11 protein-coding genes are annotated in these 13798 nt (G+C 69.2%); 9 read left to right on the top strand and 2 right to left on the bottom strand.

Translation table 11 applies throughout. The annotated features are described in order from the left end of the window. Positions 1-591: 591 nt before the first annotated feature. On the top strand, positions 592-813 hold the full coding sequence (locus tag AC07CM_RS01505; RefSeq protein WP_478874266.1) for a hypothetical protein: 222 nt from the start codon (positions 592-594) through the stop codon (positions 811-813). A gap of 237 nt (positions 814-1050) precedes the next feature. Here AC07CM_RS01505 and AC07CM_RS01500 read toward each other — a convergent pair whose 3' ends face one another. Next, positions 1051-1710 carry a type III effector protein gene (locus AC07CM_RS01500; protein ID WP_478874265.1) on the bottom strand — a complete coding sequence of 220 codons (660 nt, stop codon included), beginning with the start codon at positions 1708-1710 and terminating at the stop codon, positions 1051-1053. Positions 1711-1837: 127 nt separating this feature from the next. Between AC07CM_RS01500 and AC07CM_RS01495 the strand changes: the two genes are divergently transcribed. From AC07CM_RS01495 to AC07CM_RS01465, 7 genes are all read left to right on the top strand, one after another. Beyond that, the gene (locus AC07CM_RS01495; protein WP_478874264.1) at positions 1838-2269 is read left to right on the top strand and encodes an Hsp20/alpha crystallin family protein; all 432 of its coding nucleotides are present in this window, start codon (positions 1838-1840) and stop codon (positions 2267-2269) included. Between the two features lie 105 nt (positions 2270-2374). Then, a complete protein-coding gene (locus tag AC07CM_RS01490; RefSeq protein ID WP_478874452.1) occupies positions 2375-2770 on the top strand; it encodes a DUF2267 domain-containing protein in 396 nt (131 codons plus the stop codon). A gap of 67 nt (positions 2771-2837) precedes the next feature. Then, a complete protein-coding gene (locus AC07CM_RS01485; RefSeq protein WP_478874263.1) occupies positions 2838-3275 on the top strand; it encodes a DUF2267 domain-containing protein in 438 nt (145 codons plus the stop codon). 467 nt (positions 3276-3742) lie between these two features. Then, the gene (locus AC07CM_RS01480; protein ID WP_478874262.1) at positions 3743-4678 is read left to right on the top strand and encodes an alpha/beta fold hydrolase; all 936 of its coding nucleotides are present in this window, start codon (positions 3743-3745) and stop codon (positions 4676-4678) included. 309 nt (positions 4679-4987) lie between these two features. Continuing rightward, positions 4988-6163 carry a PucR family transcriptional regulator gene (locus AC07CM_RS01475; RefSeq protein WP_478874261.1) on the top strand — a complete coding sequence of 392 codons (1176 nt, stop codon included), beginning with the start codon at positions 4988-4990 and terminating at the stop codon, positions 6161-6163. Between the two features lie 510 nt (positions 6164-6673). After that, a complete protein-coding gene (locus AC07CM_RS01470) occupies positions 6674-8797 on the top strand; it encodes a SpoIIE family protein phosphatase (RefSeq protein WP_478874260.1) in 2124 nt (707 codons plus the stop codon). Positions 8798-9484: 687 nt separating this feature from the next. Then, complete coding sequence (locus AC07CM_RS01465) at positions 9485-9838, top strand: STAS domain-containing protein (protein ID WP_478874451.1); 354 nt, start codon at positions 9485-9487, stop codon at positions 9836-9838. 376 nt (positions 9839-10214) lie between these two features. Here the strand turns inward: AC07CM_RS01465 and AC07CM_RS01460 are convergent, their stop codons facing one another. After that, positions 10215-11303 (bottom strand): hypothetical protein, encoded by a 1089-nt coding sequence (locus AC07CM_RS01460; RefSeq protein ID WP_478874259.1) that lies wholly within the window; start codon positions 11301-11303, stop codon positions 10215-10217. 1229 nt (positions 11304-12532) lie between these two features. On the opposite strand from AC07CM_RS01460, the gene AC07CM_RS01455 reads away from it, so the two are divergent. Continuing rightward, positions 12533-13630: an IS110 family RNA-guided transposase gene (locus AC07CM_RS01455; RefSeq protein ID WP_478874258.1), complete on the top strand. Its 1098-nt coding sequence runs from the start codon at positions 12533-12535 to the stop codon at positions 13628-13630. The last annotated feature ends 168 nt before the right edge of the window (positions 13631-13798 follow it).

Raw genomic sequence — 13798 nt, 5'->3', positions numbered from 1 at the left:
TTGTCGCGGGCGCGGTTGTGGACGGAAGGGGGGGGGGAAGGGGGAACAAACCTGGTTTTCCGGAGGGCGTGTAGGGGGGCGTGGGTGCCGTGCGGGCACCCGGGCCCCGAGCTTTCAACACCATCTACCGGCTGACTGTGCCGGGTTTTTGTGTCCGCAGGTTCCGCCTGGGAGGGCGGGGCTGCAGGGATCGTGAATGCGTGACCGGGGACCACCTTCCAATCCGGGGCCTGCGATACCCGGGCGAACTTCCTTCCTCACCCGGGCGATCCTGATGGCGTCTCGCTCCTTTACCTTCGGTTACTCGGTCGTACTGCTGGATACCGCGGGTACCGCTCGCGGCCTTTGCGGGCCGCGTCCTGCTTGCAGGCAGTTCGTGTCTGCCGTGCCCTCTTGGACTTCCTGGGTACGCCACAACGGTAACTCCGCGACGAACCAATGTCTACTGCGACCGCGACAGATTTTCTCCAGGAGTGACGATTGGACTCCTGCCGCATTTACACCCGAAAGAGTGCTGTCCCGGGGTTGCCTCCCGGCTCGGCGCGGGCACACGCCGAGAAGCACAACCGATCCAGGACGGGGTGACAGCGCATGACCGACATGGAGACGACACGCACGCAGGGCGTCGAAGGCCCGGATCCGCCTCCGGCCTCCGAGACGGCGGAAACCCTCGTTCTCGTGGTCTCCGAACTCGCCACCAACGCCCTGCGCCGCGGCGGCGGCCGCTATATCCTCCGCTCGGCGCCACCGCCGGCGCGGTGCACGTCGCCGTCACCGACCTCAGCCCGTCACCCCTGCGGGAACGCGCCCTGACCTGGGCGGTGGCGCCGGCGAGTTCGGGTGGCCCATGATCCGCCGCCTCACCAGCGAGGTGACTCCTGGCCCCGGGCGAGGCAAAACCATCCATGCCCGCCTGCCACGGTGACAGCGCCGCCAAGGGGCAACCGTGGCTTACTGAAGTTGATCTCTTGAAGAACGGCAGGCAACGGCCAGTCGGCAGGAGCCGGCCACGTGTGTTCCGACGTCGCACATGGAGCTGTACATCGGATGTCAGTCGGGGGCGGCATCTGTGGCTCTCGCGGAGTCCGTGAGGGCGTCGAGCCGGGCGGCGAGGCCGGGGTGGGTGGTGGCCAGGTGGGGGCGGGTAGCGCCCAGGGGGCGGATGAGGGCGGCGGGGTCGTCGTCGGCGAGGGCCGCGTTCAGCTGCCTGAGCGGGGAACGCGCGGCGGCCGGAAGGTCGGTGAGGGCGGTGATCTGGCCGGCGATGCGGCGCAGGTCGGCGGCGTTGCGGCGGGCCCAGGTGGCGGCGCCGCGTTCGGCGGCGCGGTGTTCGCGGGTGGCCTGGACGCGTTGTTCGCCGGTGGTGCCTGCGGGGCCGGGCCGGCCCCGCAGGTAGCGGCGCTCGGCGGCCTGGCGGCTGGCGACGCCGAGGGGGTGCGCGAGGTCGGCCCAGCTGGCGCCTGCGTGGCGGGCGGTCTCGATCAGGCCGGTTTCCCATCCGGCGAGTTGCTCGCGCACCTGTCGCAGCAGTAGCAGGGAGGCCAGGGCCTGCTCAGGGCCGGCGTCGGGGACATCGGGGAGGCCGGGGGCCTCGTGCCGGGCTGTGCGCAGGGCGTCGTCTATGGCGTGCAGGGCCGCCGCGGCGGCCAGAAATGATGCCGGGCTCTGCGCGCCGGCGCTGGAAGAGGCCGGCTGGTCGGCTGCTGTCACGGGCACCTCCCTCGGGCTGTCATCTTTCCGACGACGCTCTTGTTTGTCATCCATTGGATGACATGTTACAACGGTTTCAGCGAAGCGCATTGGCAGCAACTGCCCGAACCTTCTGGAGGTGTTTTCGATGTTGATGCGCACCGACCCCTTCCGTGAGCTCGACCGGCTGGCCCAGCAGCTGATGGGCCCGGGCACCTGGTCACGGCCGTCCGCGATGGCGATGGACGCCTACCGCGAGGGTCACGAGTACGTGGTGGCCTTCGACCTCCCCGGTGTCAGCGCGGACGCGATCGACATCGACGTCGAACGCAACATGCTGACCGTCAAGGCCGAACGCCGGCCCGTGGCCAAGGGCGACGACGTGCAGATGGAACTCTCCGAGCGGCCGCTGGGCGTCTTCTCCCGCCAGATCGTGCTCGCGGACACCCTGGACACCGAGCAGATCAAGGCCGACTACGACGCCGGGGTGCTCACCCTGCGCATCCCGATCGCCGAGCGCGCCAAGCCCCGCAAGATCTCCATCGGCGTCGGATCCGACCGCAAGGAGATCTCCGGCTGAGCCGGACGACGCGGGCCGAACGGCGGCGGAGGACGGGCACCTGATCTCCCCCTCACCCCGTCCTCCGTCTCCACGGGACGGACTCGAAGAAGGGCGGCGATGGACGTGACCCTGCGACGGGAAGCGTTCCTGGAACATGTGAGGGAACGCGGCGAGTACGGCACCCTGCAGGAGGCCGAGCGCGCGGCCCGCGTGGTGCTCCCCCTGCTCGGCGCACACCTGGTCGGCGAGGTCCGCGCCGAGCTGGCCGCGCGTCTGCCGGAAGACTTCGCCCTGATCCTCCTCAACCCGCTGCAGAGCAGAGAGCCCCTGCCACCGGAGCGGTTCCTGCGCGCGACCGCCGCCTGGATCGAAGGGGCCACCGAGCAGACCGCCGCCTGGGACGTCAGCGCCGTCCTCAGCACGGTCGCCGACGCGGCCGGCGACGACCTGCTGGGCCAGATACTGCTCCAGCTCCCCGCCGGCTACGACCTCCTCTTCGGCCACCCCCAGCCCGCCTGACCACCCACACCTCGGTGCCCCCGCACAGGCACCACGACCTTCGGCAACAGAAAGGGCAACGACCACAGTGATGACCGACCGGCGTGCACCACTCCAGCACACGCCCGTGATGACGTACGAGCAGCTGCTGGAGAAGGTCCGCTACGAAGGCGCCTACCCCACCCGGGAAAGAGCCGAGGAAGCCGTCCGTCTCGTCCTCCAAGGACTCGGACGCCAGCTGACGGGCGACGAACGCGTCGAACTCGCCGCCCGCCTCCCCTTCGAAGCCGCAACGATCCTCACCGCGCAGATCCCCGACACGCAGCCCCTGACCGGCTGGGCCTTCGTAAAAAGCCTCGCCGCCCGCACCGGCGCCACCCTGGGCACCACCCGCTGGGACACCGGATCCGTCCTCTGCGTCGTCGCAGCCCTGGCCGGCCCCGACCTCCTCACCCGCATCCTGCATCAACTGCCCTCCGGCTACGCCCTGTTGTTCGGCCGCGCCGAACTCACCCAAGCTGCATAGACAGGCCGTGTCCGCCCGGCGCCGGGGCGTGATGGTGACGGTTCCCGGAACTGGCGGGCCTGTTTGCCTCCGTGCCCGCCGAGACGGTGGTCATCGACACCTCCAATTACTACCCGCACCTCAACGGCCGCATCGAGGCGGTGGACAGGGGCCAGGTGGAATGCCTGTGGGTTGCCGAGCAGCTGGGGCGGCCCGTGGTCAAGGCGTGGAAGGCCCCTGGCCGAAACCCAGCGGACCAAGGGCGTTCCGGCAGGTACCCCGGGCCGCATCGCCATTCCGGTCGACGCAGATTCGGATGAGGCACGGCGTGTGGCCATGCGTCTCGTGGATGAAACCGGCTTCGACCCTTACGATGCGGGCGTGTTGTCCGCAGCAGCCGATGGGCCCCGCCCACTGCACCAAACTGACCCTCGACGAGCTGTCGGCGGCCCTCGAGGAGGACATGCTGCCCACCGTGCGCTGCCAAGATGGCGGCGGCCGAGGAGGTCTTGGCCGCCCTGCCTGACATCGAGCCGGCCGGGGCCAACCATGACGGTGAGATCGAGCAGCTGGACGGGGTCAGCGTCGTGCACCGCTTCGTCGACGCCCCCGGCGACAGCCGGCAAGTGCGCTGGCACCTGGTCGAATGCGGTCCCGCCGACGGCGAGATCGTGGTCTTCCTGCATGGCGTCCCCGACTCATGGTGGCAGTGGCACCACGCCCTGGAGGCCCTGGGCAGCACGTACCGATGCATCGCCATCGACCTCAAGGGATACGGCCAGTCCGACAAGCGCACCGGCGACTACCGGCAGGAAGGAGTCGCCACCCAGCTCAAGGCCCTCCTCGACGTGCTCGGCGTCGACCGGTTCAGTCTGATCACGCACGACCGCGGCACCCCGGTCGGTGACCACCTGGTGGCCCAGATGGGCGAGCGCGTCATTCGCTACGGCCGTGGCCAGCAGCACCTGTGGCATCTCCACCCCGACCTCCACCCCCAGGAGGCCATGTTCACCGGCCCCGACGCCCGGACCATCCTCACCGACGCCGGCCGCCTGGTCACCGTCGCCTACACCGGTCTCACCGAGCGCCCCGTCGCTCAGAGCGACCTGGTGCGCACCATCCAGGAGTTCAGCTACCCCGGCATCGCGGCCGCCGTGCCGCGCTACTTCCACTCCTCCTCCTTCGACCAGGAGTGGATCGACCGCCGCACCCGTCTGATCAGCTCCTGGACCTGCCCGGTGCTGCTTCTACAGGGCAGCGGCGACCCGCTCCAGCCGCGCGAGTTCTACGAGGACCCCGAGGTCCTCGCGAAACTGCCCGCCGGCAGCGGGCTGCACCTCTTCGACTCCGGGCGCTTCTGGCCCTTCGAGGCCCCCGAGGAGATGATCGAGGTGTTCCGCTCGTTCCTTAGCCAGCCAGCCTGATCGCAGTCCCGAGACTCGGCGGACACCCCGCCCCGGCCCCGCCGGCCGGGGCGCGCCTTACCTGTCCGCCGCCTCACCCCCGCGGTGACATGATCCCTTTGGCAGGCACACCGCGGCACCCATTCCGAGGAGGAGTGATGACCGCCGACGACTGGGTGCTGCGGCTGCGCACCCTCGCCCCCCACGAGCAGCAGAGTCCGCCGGCCTGCTCACCGCAGACACTGGCCGCCGCAGCAGCCGACCTGGGGCCCGGCCCCGTTCAATGGGCTGTGGACACGGCCGCTGCCATGACTCAGCAGGTCATCGAGCGTGTCCCCGAGCACGGCGGCGGACCAGGCCCCTACGTCAGCCTGCGCCGGGCCATCGAAGCCTCCGTCCTCGCCACCGTCACCGCTCTGCATCACGACCGCGTTCCGACCAGGGCCGACGTCCCACCAGAGACCCTGGACAGACCGCGAGTTCGCCCGACGCAGCATCCCGCTCGACCGGGTCCTGCGCGGCATCAGAGTCGGACACGCCCAGCTCGCCCGCGAACTGGCCGCCGCCATCGAACGCGAAGCGCCGCCCGGCGACCAGCTCGCCGAGACACAACGCGTCAACGAACGACTGTTCGAGTACGTCGACTTCCACGCCTCCGTCATGGCCGAGGAGTACATCTCCGAACGGGACCGCTGGAGCCAGACCAAAGCCGCAGCCCGCCGCGCGCTCCTGGACCGCATCCTGGCCGACGCACCCGCAGGCGAGCTGGAAGAAGCGGAGACCCTGCTCGGCTACCCGATCCACCGCCACCACCTCGCCTGCATCCTGTGGCCCGCAACGGGCAATCCGCCCGACACATCCGAGGCCGCACTACGCGCGGCAGTCGCCGACATCGCCCACACCATCGCAGACGCCACCACCCTGACCGTTCCCGCCGAAGCCGAGATCACCTGGCTGTGGATCGGCCTGCCCAGCACACCCACCAGCGCACTCATCGACAAGATCAAGGCGACGCTGACCTCGCATCCCGACGTCCGTGCCGCCATCGGCATGCCGGCCTACGGCCTCACCGGCATGCGCCAAAGCCACCTGTGCGCCCGCGAAGCAGGACGCCTCGCCCTTCTCACCGGCAGCACCATCTGCGACTACCGCACCGTACGCATGGCAGCCCTGATCACCGCCGACCAGGAGAAGGCCCGCTGGCTCGTCGAAAGCACCCTCGGTCCCCTTGCCGCCGACGACCCGCGCACCGCCGAACTCCGCGAGACCCTCCAGTGCTACCTGGCCAACGGCCGCAGCCTGCTCACCACCGCCGAACGCCTCCACATCGCCCGCAACACCGTCGCCTACCGCGTCAAGAGCGCCGAGGCCAGACTCGGCCGGACCACGGGCACCGACGAACTCGAACTCCGCACGGCACTGGAAGTGACCAGGCACCTCGGTCCGGGCCCCTGGCGAGCCAACGACGTCAGCCCATCCCTCCCGCAGTCGGCGCTCGAGCGGTAGCGGTTACTTTGCGGCGTGGGTCAGAGATAGAGACCGGACCAAGGAGATCGTCACAGCAGCGCGGGCGTATTGTCCGTATATGGGTGACATGCGATCTGGCTGGTGTAGGGCCCCGCTCCCACGGCCGGTGGCGTGTGGTCGCCGGTACTGCCGGGCGGCGCACCGGCAGGCGGCCTCGCGTGCGGGCCGCTGCTGGAGTGAGGCGGCCCTAGCGTGGGAGAGGCCGGCCGAGGCCGGGGAGGACCTGGTCTTTCAGGCGCAGGCCGTCACCCTTCAGGTTCACGAACTGCCGTGGCCGGGCACGCGCGCGGGGTGGCACTCTGCCACGGTGGCGCGTATGCAGGGTCTGGCTGGGGAACTGGTCCGGGAGGCGGTAGGGGCGGACCGGCAGGCAGGGGCCAGCCGGGCCCGGATCGGCGCGGGTCTGGGCATCAGTGCTGAGGCCGCCGGCAGCCGCTTCGGCCGCAGTCGTGGCGCCCATGCATCCGTCGCCGGGACTGGATGAACGCCATGCGGCAGTCCGCTGGCCACAGGCCCGATTCTGAGGAGCGGCTGGATTCGGTCCTGGCCGATGTGGTGCGGCAAACCGGCGCGTCGATTGCCATGCTGTACCTGCTGCAGCCCGGAGAGCAGGTGCTGCGGTTGGCACTACTGTCCGGCGTCTCCCGGCAGATCGCCGCCCCGTGGACCCGCATTCCCCTGGATGCTCCGATCCCCATCGCGGATGCGATGCGGCAGCGGCGTCTGGTGTGGCTGGGCGGCCAGGAAGAGATGGCCCGCCGCTACCCCCGCCTCGGGATCGTGCTGCCGTACGACTTCATGCTCGCGGCGGCCCCTTTCACCAGCGGCGCCTCGGTGTGGGGCGGTATCGTGCTGCTGTGGCCCATCTGGCACCCGCCGCAGCTCACCGGGGAGGAACGCCAGGCCGTCACCGTCTGCTGCCGACACGCGGCGGGCCTTCTTGAGCAAGCCGCCCAGCACGGCCGTCCGCTGCGAGCCCCCGAGGAGCCTCGGCTCCTCGCCGCGCAACTCAGAGAGTCCGACCCCGCTCAGGCCATGGCTGCGCTCGGCTTCGCCGAACGCCTTCCCGTGGGCTGCTGCGCCCTCGACATCGAGGGCCGTCTCACCTTCATCAACCCCGCCGCTGCCGACCTCGTGGACGCCGGCGCCGCGTCCCTGGTGGGCAAGCGGCCGTGGGAAGTGCTGCTGTGGCTGAATAGGCCCCTCTTCGAAGATCGCTACCGGGCGGCGCTGATCAGCCGCCAGAGCACCTCCTTCACCGCTGTGCGCCCCCCGAGCACACCGCTGCTGTTCCGTCTGTACCCTGGCGACAGCGGCATCAGTATCCAAATCGCCCCCGCCAGACAGCCGGCCACCACCGGCCCGGGAAAAGAAATCCGGGCTCCGAGCGAACCGGTGAGCGCGACGGCCCTGTACCTCCTGACGCACCTCGCGGCCGCTCTCACCGAAGCCACGGGCGTACGCGACGTGGCCGAACGACTCGCCGACCAGATCGTGCCCGCCTTCGGCCCCCAGCGCCTGATCCTGATGACCCAGGAGGAAGGCCGACTGCACATCGTCGGCCACCGTGGCTACCGCCCCGATTTCGTCCACCCCTTCGACGGCACCTCCTTGACCTCCGCAACCCCCGTCGCGCATGTCCTGACCAGTGGCGACGCTGCCTTCTTCCCTGCCTTCGCCGACTTCCGGCGTGCCTATCCCGACGCCCCCCGCTACGAGAAGACCAACGCCTGGGCCTTCCTGCCTCTGACCGTCTCCGGGCGCCCCATCGGCTCTCTCGTCCTCACCTACGACCAGCCCCGCCCCTTCCCCCCGGCAGAACGCGCCATCCTCACCTCACTTGCCGGACTGATCGCGCAGGCCCTGGACCGCGCCCGCCTCTACGACGCCAAACACGCCCTGGCCCGCAGCCTGCAGCGTGGCCTTCTGCCTCAGGCCCTGCCCACGATCGGAGGACTGGAGGTCGCCGCCCGCTACCTCCCTGCCGGGCACGGCGTGGACGTCGGCGGCGACTTCTACGACCTCATCCGCTGTGACGACACCACCGCGACCGCGGCGATCGGCGACGTCCAGGGCCACGACACCACCGCCGCCGCCCTCATGGGACAGGTCCGCACCGCAGTCCACGCCCACGCCAGTGACGGAACGCCCCCCGGCGACGTCCTCGCCCGCACCAACCGCCTACTGACCGACCTCGACCCGGGGCTGTTCACCAGCTGCCTGATCGCCCACCTCGATGTCGTTCGCCACCGCGTTCGGCTGGCCAACGCCGGACATCCCCCGCCGCTGCTGTGCCATCCCGACGGTCGCACCGAAGTCCTCCGCCTGCCGCCCGGCCTGCTGCTCGGCATCGACCCTGCCACCGACTACAGCACCACCGAAATCCCGCTGGAGCCGGGCTGCGTCCTCGCCCTGTACACCGACGGACTTGTGGAAACTCCCGGAACCGACATCGACCACACCACCCACGAGCTGGCCCAGCACCTCGCCCAGGCCCCGGGCCGGGACCTGGACGACCTCGCCGACACCCTCATCCACCACGCCAAACGGGGCGTCGCCCGCCATGACGACATCGCCCTCATGCTCATCCGCCCGACGCGGAACGGCGTGTGACGCCCATCGCCACAGCGGGCGGCCTGATCGTGGCCCAGGGGTCGCCGCCTGCGCAGGGGCCCAGCGCAGGGTGCATGGGAGCTGTGACTTCATGATCAACAGCCAGTTCATCAAGCTCGGCCCGCGGCATGCCGAAAAGATCGTAGATTTGATGCAAATGCCCCCGTCGTCCGTAGCGGCCGATGTGACACGCCCGCGAGCTGGTTGGTGAGAAACTCCGCCGGGCGACCGGCTCCACCACGTTGTGTCATCCCTTTTCCTGCCTCATACAGGCGTAGGTTCGACTGAACTCTGGGTTATTCGTTGTGAGCGGGGAAGCGTTCCTGGTGCGCGAGCGTGCCAGCCCGGTATCTGGCGACCTGGCCGTAGGCGCGGACGGGCCGTGTCGTCATGCAGCGACGGCCTCGGCGCGACGGTTGGGAAGCGTTGTGGATGGTGTCTCCTCGGTCGAGACCACGCGGTCGGGCCACTGCCTGGTGGCCCAGGTCAGGGGGGAGATGGATCACGTCGCGCAGCCGAATCTCCAGGCGCGGGTACCCGTGATCAGCCCGAGCATCCCACCATGGGCGGGCGGGGTCTGTTCGCTTTGCCACACATAGGCGTCGCGTTGCACGATGCCGGGCATTGTTGCGGGCAAAATGCCAGGTGGTACCCACCATCGAGAATGCTGCGGAAGCCGTGGTGGAAATGGAGAACGCGCACGGACCCGAACTGCTGAAGGTCGTTTCCACTGCCACCGACGGAATCAGGGTGGTGACCGCGATCGGCGAGATCGACCACACCAGCGCCGACCCCCTCATCCAGGCGTTGGGCCTTGGCGGTCTCGGCGACTGGCCCCGCGTCGTCGTCGACCTGCGGCACGTGACCTTCATCGACTCCAGCGACATCAACATCCTGTTGGCTGCCCGCCGCCACCTCACCCAGGTAGAAGGCTGGCTGCGCCTCGCCGGCATCCCGGACTCCGTGCTGCGCACCCTGCAGATCGTCGGCGTCGACGCTGTCATTCCCTGCTACCCCTGCCTCCGCGAGGCCATCGCCTGACACAGCCGCCCGCAGTCCGGCGCGGCGGAATGGGAACCGGTGTCGCCCCGCGCGAAGGCGTGTGCGGTACCCGGCTGGGATGCGTAGCTTCACTGGGGGCGGGCAAGAAGTGGCCGCTGGAACTTCTGTCCATCGCGTGAGGACCGCCCCGGATGACCTCTCTGCCCACCCGCCCCTCCCAGCCCGACCCACGCAACGGCGAGGCGCATCAGAAGATGGCGGCCCGTGACGGGCAGGTGGCAAGACTAGGCGCACCCCGCAGGCTGTCCTTGCGGGAGCTGCAGGAAAAGCAGCAGAGTTCCGGCGCCGCTGATGGCGGCGCCTGTCGCGATGTCCCCGTACTTCGGCGGGCCGGATGCTTTTGTGGGGCGGGCGTTCAGTAGGTGGGGCCGTAGGGGCTCCAGTGCCCGAGGAAGGGTTTCAGGTCGTCGGCCCGTGGGTTGGGGATGTCGGGCAGCCGGGGGGGTGTGTTCAGTGGATCGAGGCGCTTCACGGTGGCTGCTGCCCAGCTGATCCATGCTTCGGCTTCGGTTCTGGTCTGCCCCGGTGGCATGGCCTCGACGCGTGTGCGTACCGCGCTCACGTACTCGGTCAGTCGAGTGGCATGACGCCATGCTGCTTCCTGGGTCTCAAGGTGCTTGACGCGGTACGCCTCGGCGTACCGGATGCGGGCCTGTTCCATGGCGGCTTCCCAGCGGATGCGTTTCTGGCGTGCCGCTTCGGCCTCGTCCTGGCGTCTGCGTTCGGCGGCTTGGCCGCGAAGCGTTACCTCCTGTGCGATCTCGGCGAGCTGCTCTTCGAGGGTGCGGCCGGGGGCGTCGGCCCATTCGCTCGCCCGGTGTGGCTGGCCGCCGCTGAGGATGAAGCGGAGGCGTTCGGACGGGGTGTAGTCGAAGCGGGGGATTCTGACCCAGGAGTGCTTCTTGGCGTCGGCGAGTTCCTTCTCGGTGGCGACGTGCTCGGTCCGGTCCTGTTCCTGGAGGACGAGAAACCCCACGGGCTGGCCCTGTGCGGTGATGGTGAAGTGAGGATGCGCCCTGCGGCGGCGATGAGACGGTGGTGCGTAGCCGGTCTGCCCGGCCGAGCAGGTGTGTCCTTCGGCCTCGGCGGCGGTGATCAGTGCCTGGATGAGCCGGAGAGCGCGTCCTTGGACGGGCCTGGTCAGGCCGAGCGGCTGGCGTTCGTTCTGCATGGCCCGGACCACGGCGTGCGGCCGAGTGAGTCGGGCGGGCACGGGGACGGGTTCGAGGACGGCAAGGCGCCAGGCGGGGATGTCGACGAGCTTGATCTCGTACCCGTCACGGGCCCAGCTTCCGTAAAGCTCCTTCGTCTCTGGAATCCTTCCGGATCTGCGTGCGGCGGCGACGCGGGACGGCCACTTCTCCAAGTCGGGACCGCTGCCGTCCTTGACGATCCTGCCGCCTGCCTCCGCGAGCTCCTGTAACAGCTGCTCCGTGAGCGTCACACGAGGCTGTGAGGGAGGGCTTGGCTTCCGCACGGCGGCCTGAGTTGCCTGCCCTCGGGGGGACCGGGGGCGTGGAGTGGCGGCCTGAGTTTTCCGCGGGCGTGAATTGTGGGGAGGGTACGTGCCGTGCGCCAGGTAGTGCCGGCCGGCGCTAGTCAGGGCGACGCTCCACTGCCCGCTCTTCCGGGAGACCGTCACCAGGCCACGGTTGTGCAGTGCCTGACAGGTGGTCTTGTAGGAGTTGGCCTCCCATACGCCGGCAGGGCACCCGGCTTCCACCCACTGCAACACCGAGAGCTGCCGCTCATTGACCCGCCGTTCCAATGGTCCGCCTTCGACTCGAAGTGACGTACGACGGCGGCATGGTGCCAGGTCTGTTCGTCGGCGACGGGCGCTTCGAGTCGATTCGCTCGAACGAGCGGGCTGACGGGGCGTGAGCCGGTAAGACGGAGAATAGTAGGCAGGTGCTGTCCTGCGGCGGGGGCTTCCGAGCGGGGCCAGCGGACTGCTCATCGACGTCCTCGGTGGCGCTGCCAACGACCGGCCCCAGGCGTGACCACCTTCTTCCACCGGGCTGCCGCCGGCGTCGTGCAGTACCAAACCTAGAGGCACCAGTTCACGGACCCCACCCCCGTCGACCGCAGACTCACGTGGCTGCGCGACACCCACGCCACCATGCAGACCCATCTCGGAACCAGCGGCTATACCAACGGCATGGACCCGGAACTCACCGTCGACGGATTTGTCGCCCTTCTCTGGCGGACATGGCTATCCGGTTGAGACATGCGCGCCAAGTTGTCTGGTCCCTGGCTCGGCCTTCCATCACAAGGCAGTCACTGACCATGAAGGATCCGGCAAGGACCGGGCGGTCCGTCATTGCCGGTCACGAGTGGGCTGGGAGTCAACTCGTTCTCAGCCTGCTCCGGCCGCGTTGGGCACGGGTTCGGGCGAAGCCATCCGACTGTGGTCGGGAGGGGCCGAGGCGCCGGGGTCGATGGGACGGTTGCGCGAGCCGTCCCGAGACGGGGGGTCTGACTCATGAGATTTATGACCGACGTGTCCAGTCACAGGCTTGTCGACTGCCGTTGCGGGATGCTGCCTGCCGCCGAGCCACAGGGCGTGTCCCTATAGGGGCCTTGCCGACTTCAGGCGCCATCACGGTTCAGACCGCCCGAGCAGGCCGGTGCCATCCATCCAGCAGTACGTCACCACGTGGGAGGCGAATTATTATGCCGAGCCGACAGCGCAACACCTCCTCGAGCACGGATCCTCCGGTTCGGCGCGAGGTCGTCCTGGGCGTGGACACGCACGGAGAGGTGCATGTCGCCGCCGTGATCTCCCCGCTCGGGAAGATCTTGGCGACCGAGTCCTTTCCAGCAACGGCGGCCGGCTACCGGCAGTTGCTCGTGTGGGCCCGTAAGCGGGGGACGGTACGCCGGGCCGGTGTGGAGGGCACCGGCACCTTCGGCGCGGGCCTGTCCCGCTACCTGCTTGCGCAGCAGGTGCAGGTCTTTGAAGTGAACCGGCCGGACCGCTCGGCCCGCTGGCTGCTCGGGAAGTCGGACCCGCTCGACGCGCAGGCCGCCGCTCGAGCTGTGCTCAGCGGTCGCGCCCGGGCCCGGGCCAAGTCCGGCGACGGTCCCGTGCACAGCGCCCGGATCTACAAACTCGCCAAGGACTCCGCGGTCAAGGCCCGTACCCAGGCGATCAACCAGCTCAAGGCCGTCCTGGTCATCGCCGACCCCGTCCTGCGGGAGCCGCTGTCCAGCTTGGGCAATGCCGAGCTGTTCCGTACCTGCGCGCGCCTCGCCCCGCCCGACGGTGGGGGAGACGAGGACGCGGTGGCCCAGGCCACCCACCTGACGTTGCGCATGCTCGCCGAGCGCATCCAGCAGCTCACCGCTCAGATTGACGAGCTGAAACAACGCCTGACCCGGCTCGTTGAACGCCAAGCCCCACAGCTGCTCGAACCGGTGGGCATCGGTCCGGACAGCGCCGTCACGCTCCTGATCACCATGGGAGACAACCCCGAGCGACTGAACACCGAGGCGTCCTTTGCTGCCCTTTGCGGAGTCAGCCCCATCGAGTACTCCTCGGGCCGTCGGAGCACGCGCCGGCTCAACTACGGCGGCGACCGCCAGGCGAATGCGGCCCTGCACCGCATCGTCTTCACCCGCCTGCGCCACGACCCGCGCACCCAGGCGTACTACGAACGCCGCACTCAGGAAGGCAAGACCCGACGCGAGATCATCCGATGCCTCAAACGATATGCAGCCCGTGAGGTCTTTAACCTGGTCAGACCGGTTTCCCGCGCCCCCGCGTTATAGGGGCGTCGGTGATAGGGCGAGGCTGCGCCGGGGAGCACGCTGGCGGGGCCTCTGCCGGGAGCCACGAGAAAAAGACCCAAAGAGAGGATCCGGGGGGGGTTCGTCCCGTTGGTCCCCCGTGCCTTCCCCTCCGGAGCGGTAGGCTTCTTATGGAGGTCGTGTTCCTGT

The sequence above is a fragment of the Streptomyces sp. NPDC044061 genome (assembly GCF_056434305.1).
This window is presented reverse-complemented; position numbering and strand designations above follow the sequence as displayed.

Coding starts and splice junctions, on each gene's coding strand:
- AC07CM_RS01505 (WP_478874266.1), top strand. CDS start 592: ATGACCGACATGGAGACGACACGCACGCAGGGCGTCGAAGGCCCGGAT.
- AC07CM_RS01495 (WP_478874264.1), top strand. CDS start 1,838: ATGTTGATGCGCACCGACCCCTTCCGTGAGCTCGACCGGCTGGCCCAG.
- AC07CM_RS01480 (WP_478874262.1), top strand. CDS start 3,743: ATGGCGGCGGCCGAGGAGGTCTTGGCCGCCCTGCCTGACATCGAGCCG.
- AC07CM_RS01470 (WP_478874260.1), top strand. CDS start 6,674: ATGCGGCAGTCCGCTGGCCACAGGCCCGATTCTGAGGAGCGGCTGGAT.
- AC07CM_RS01465 (WP_478874451.1), top strand. CDS start 9,485: ATGGAGAACGCGCACGGACCCGAACTGCTGAAGGTCGTTTCCACTGCC.
- AC07CM_RS01455 (WP_478874258.1), top strand. CDS start 12,533: ATGCCGAGCCGACAGCGCAACACCTCCTCGAGCACGGATCCTCCGGTT.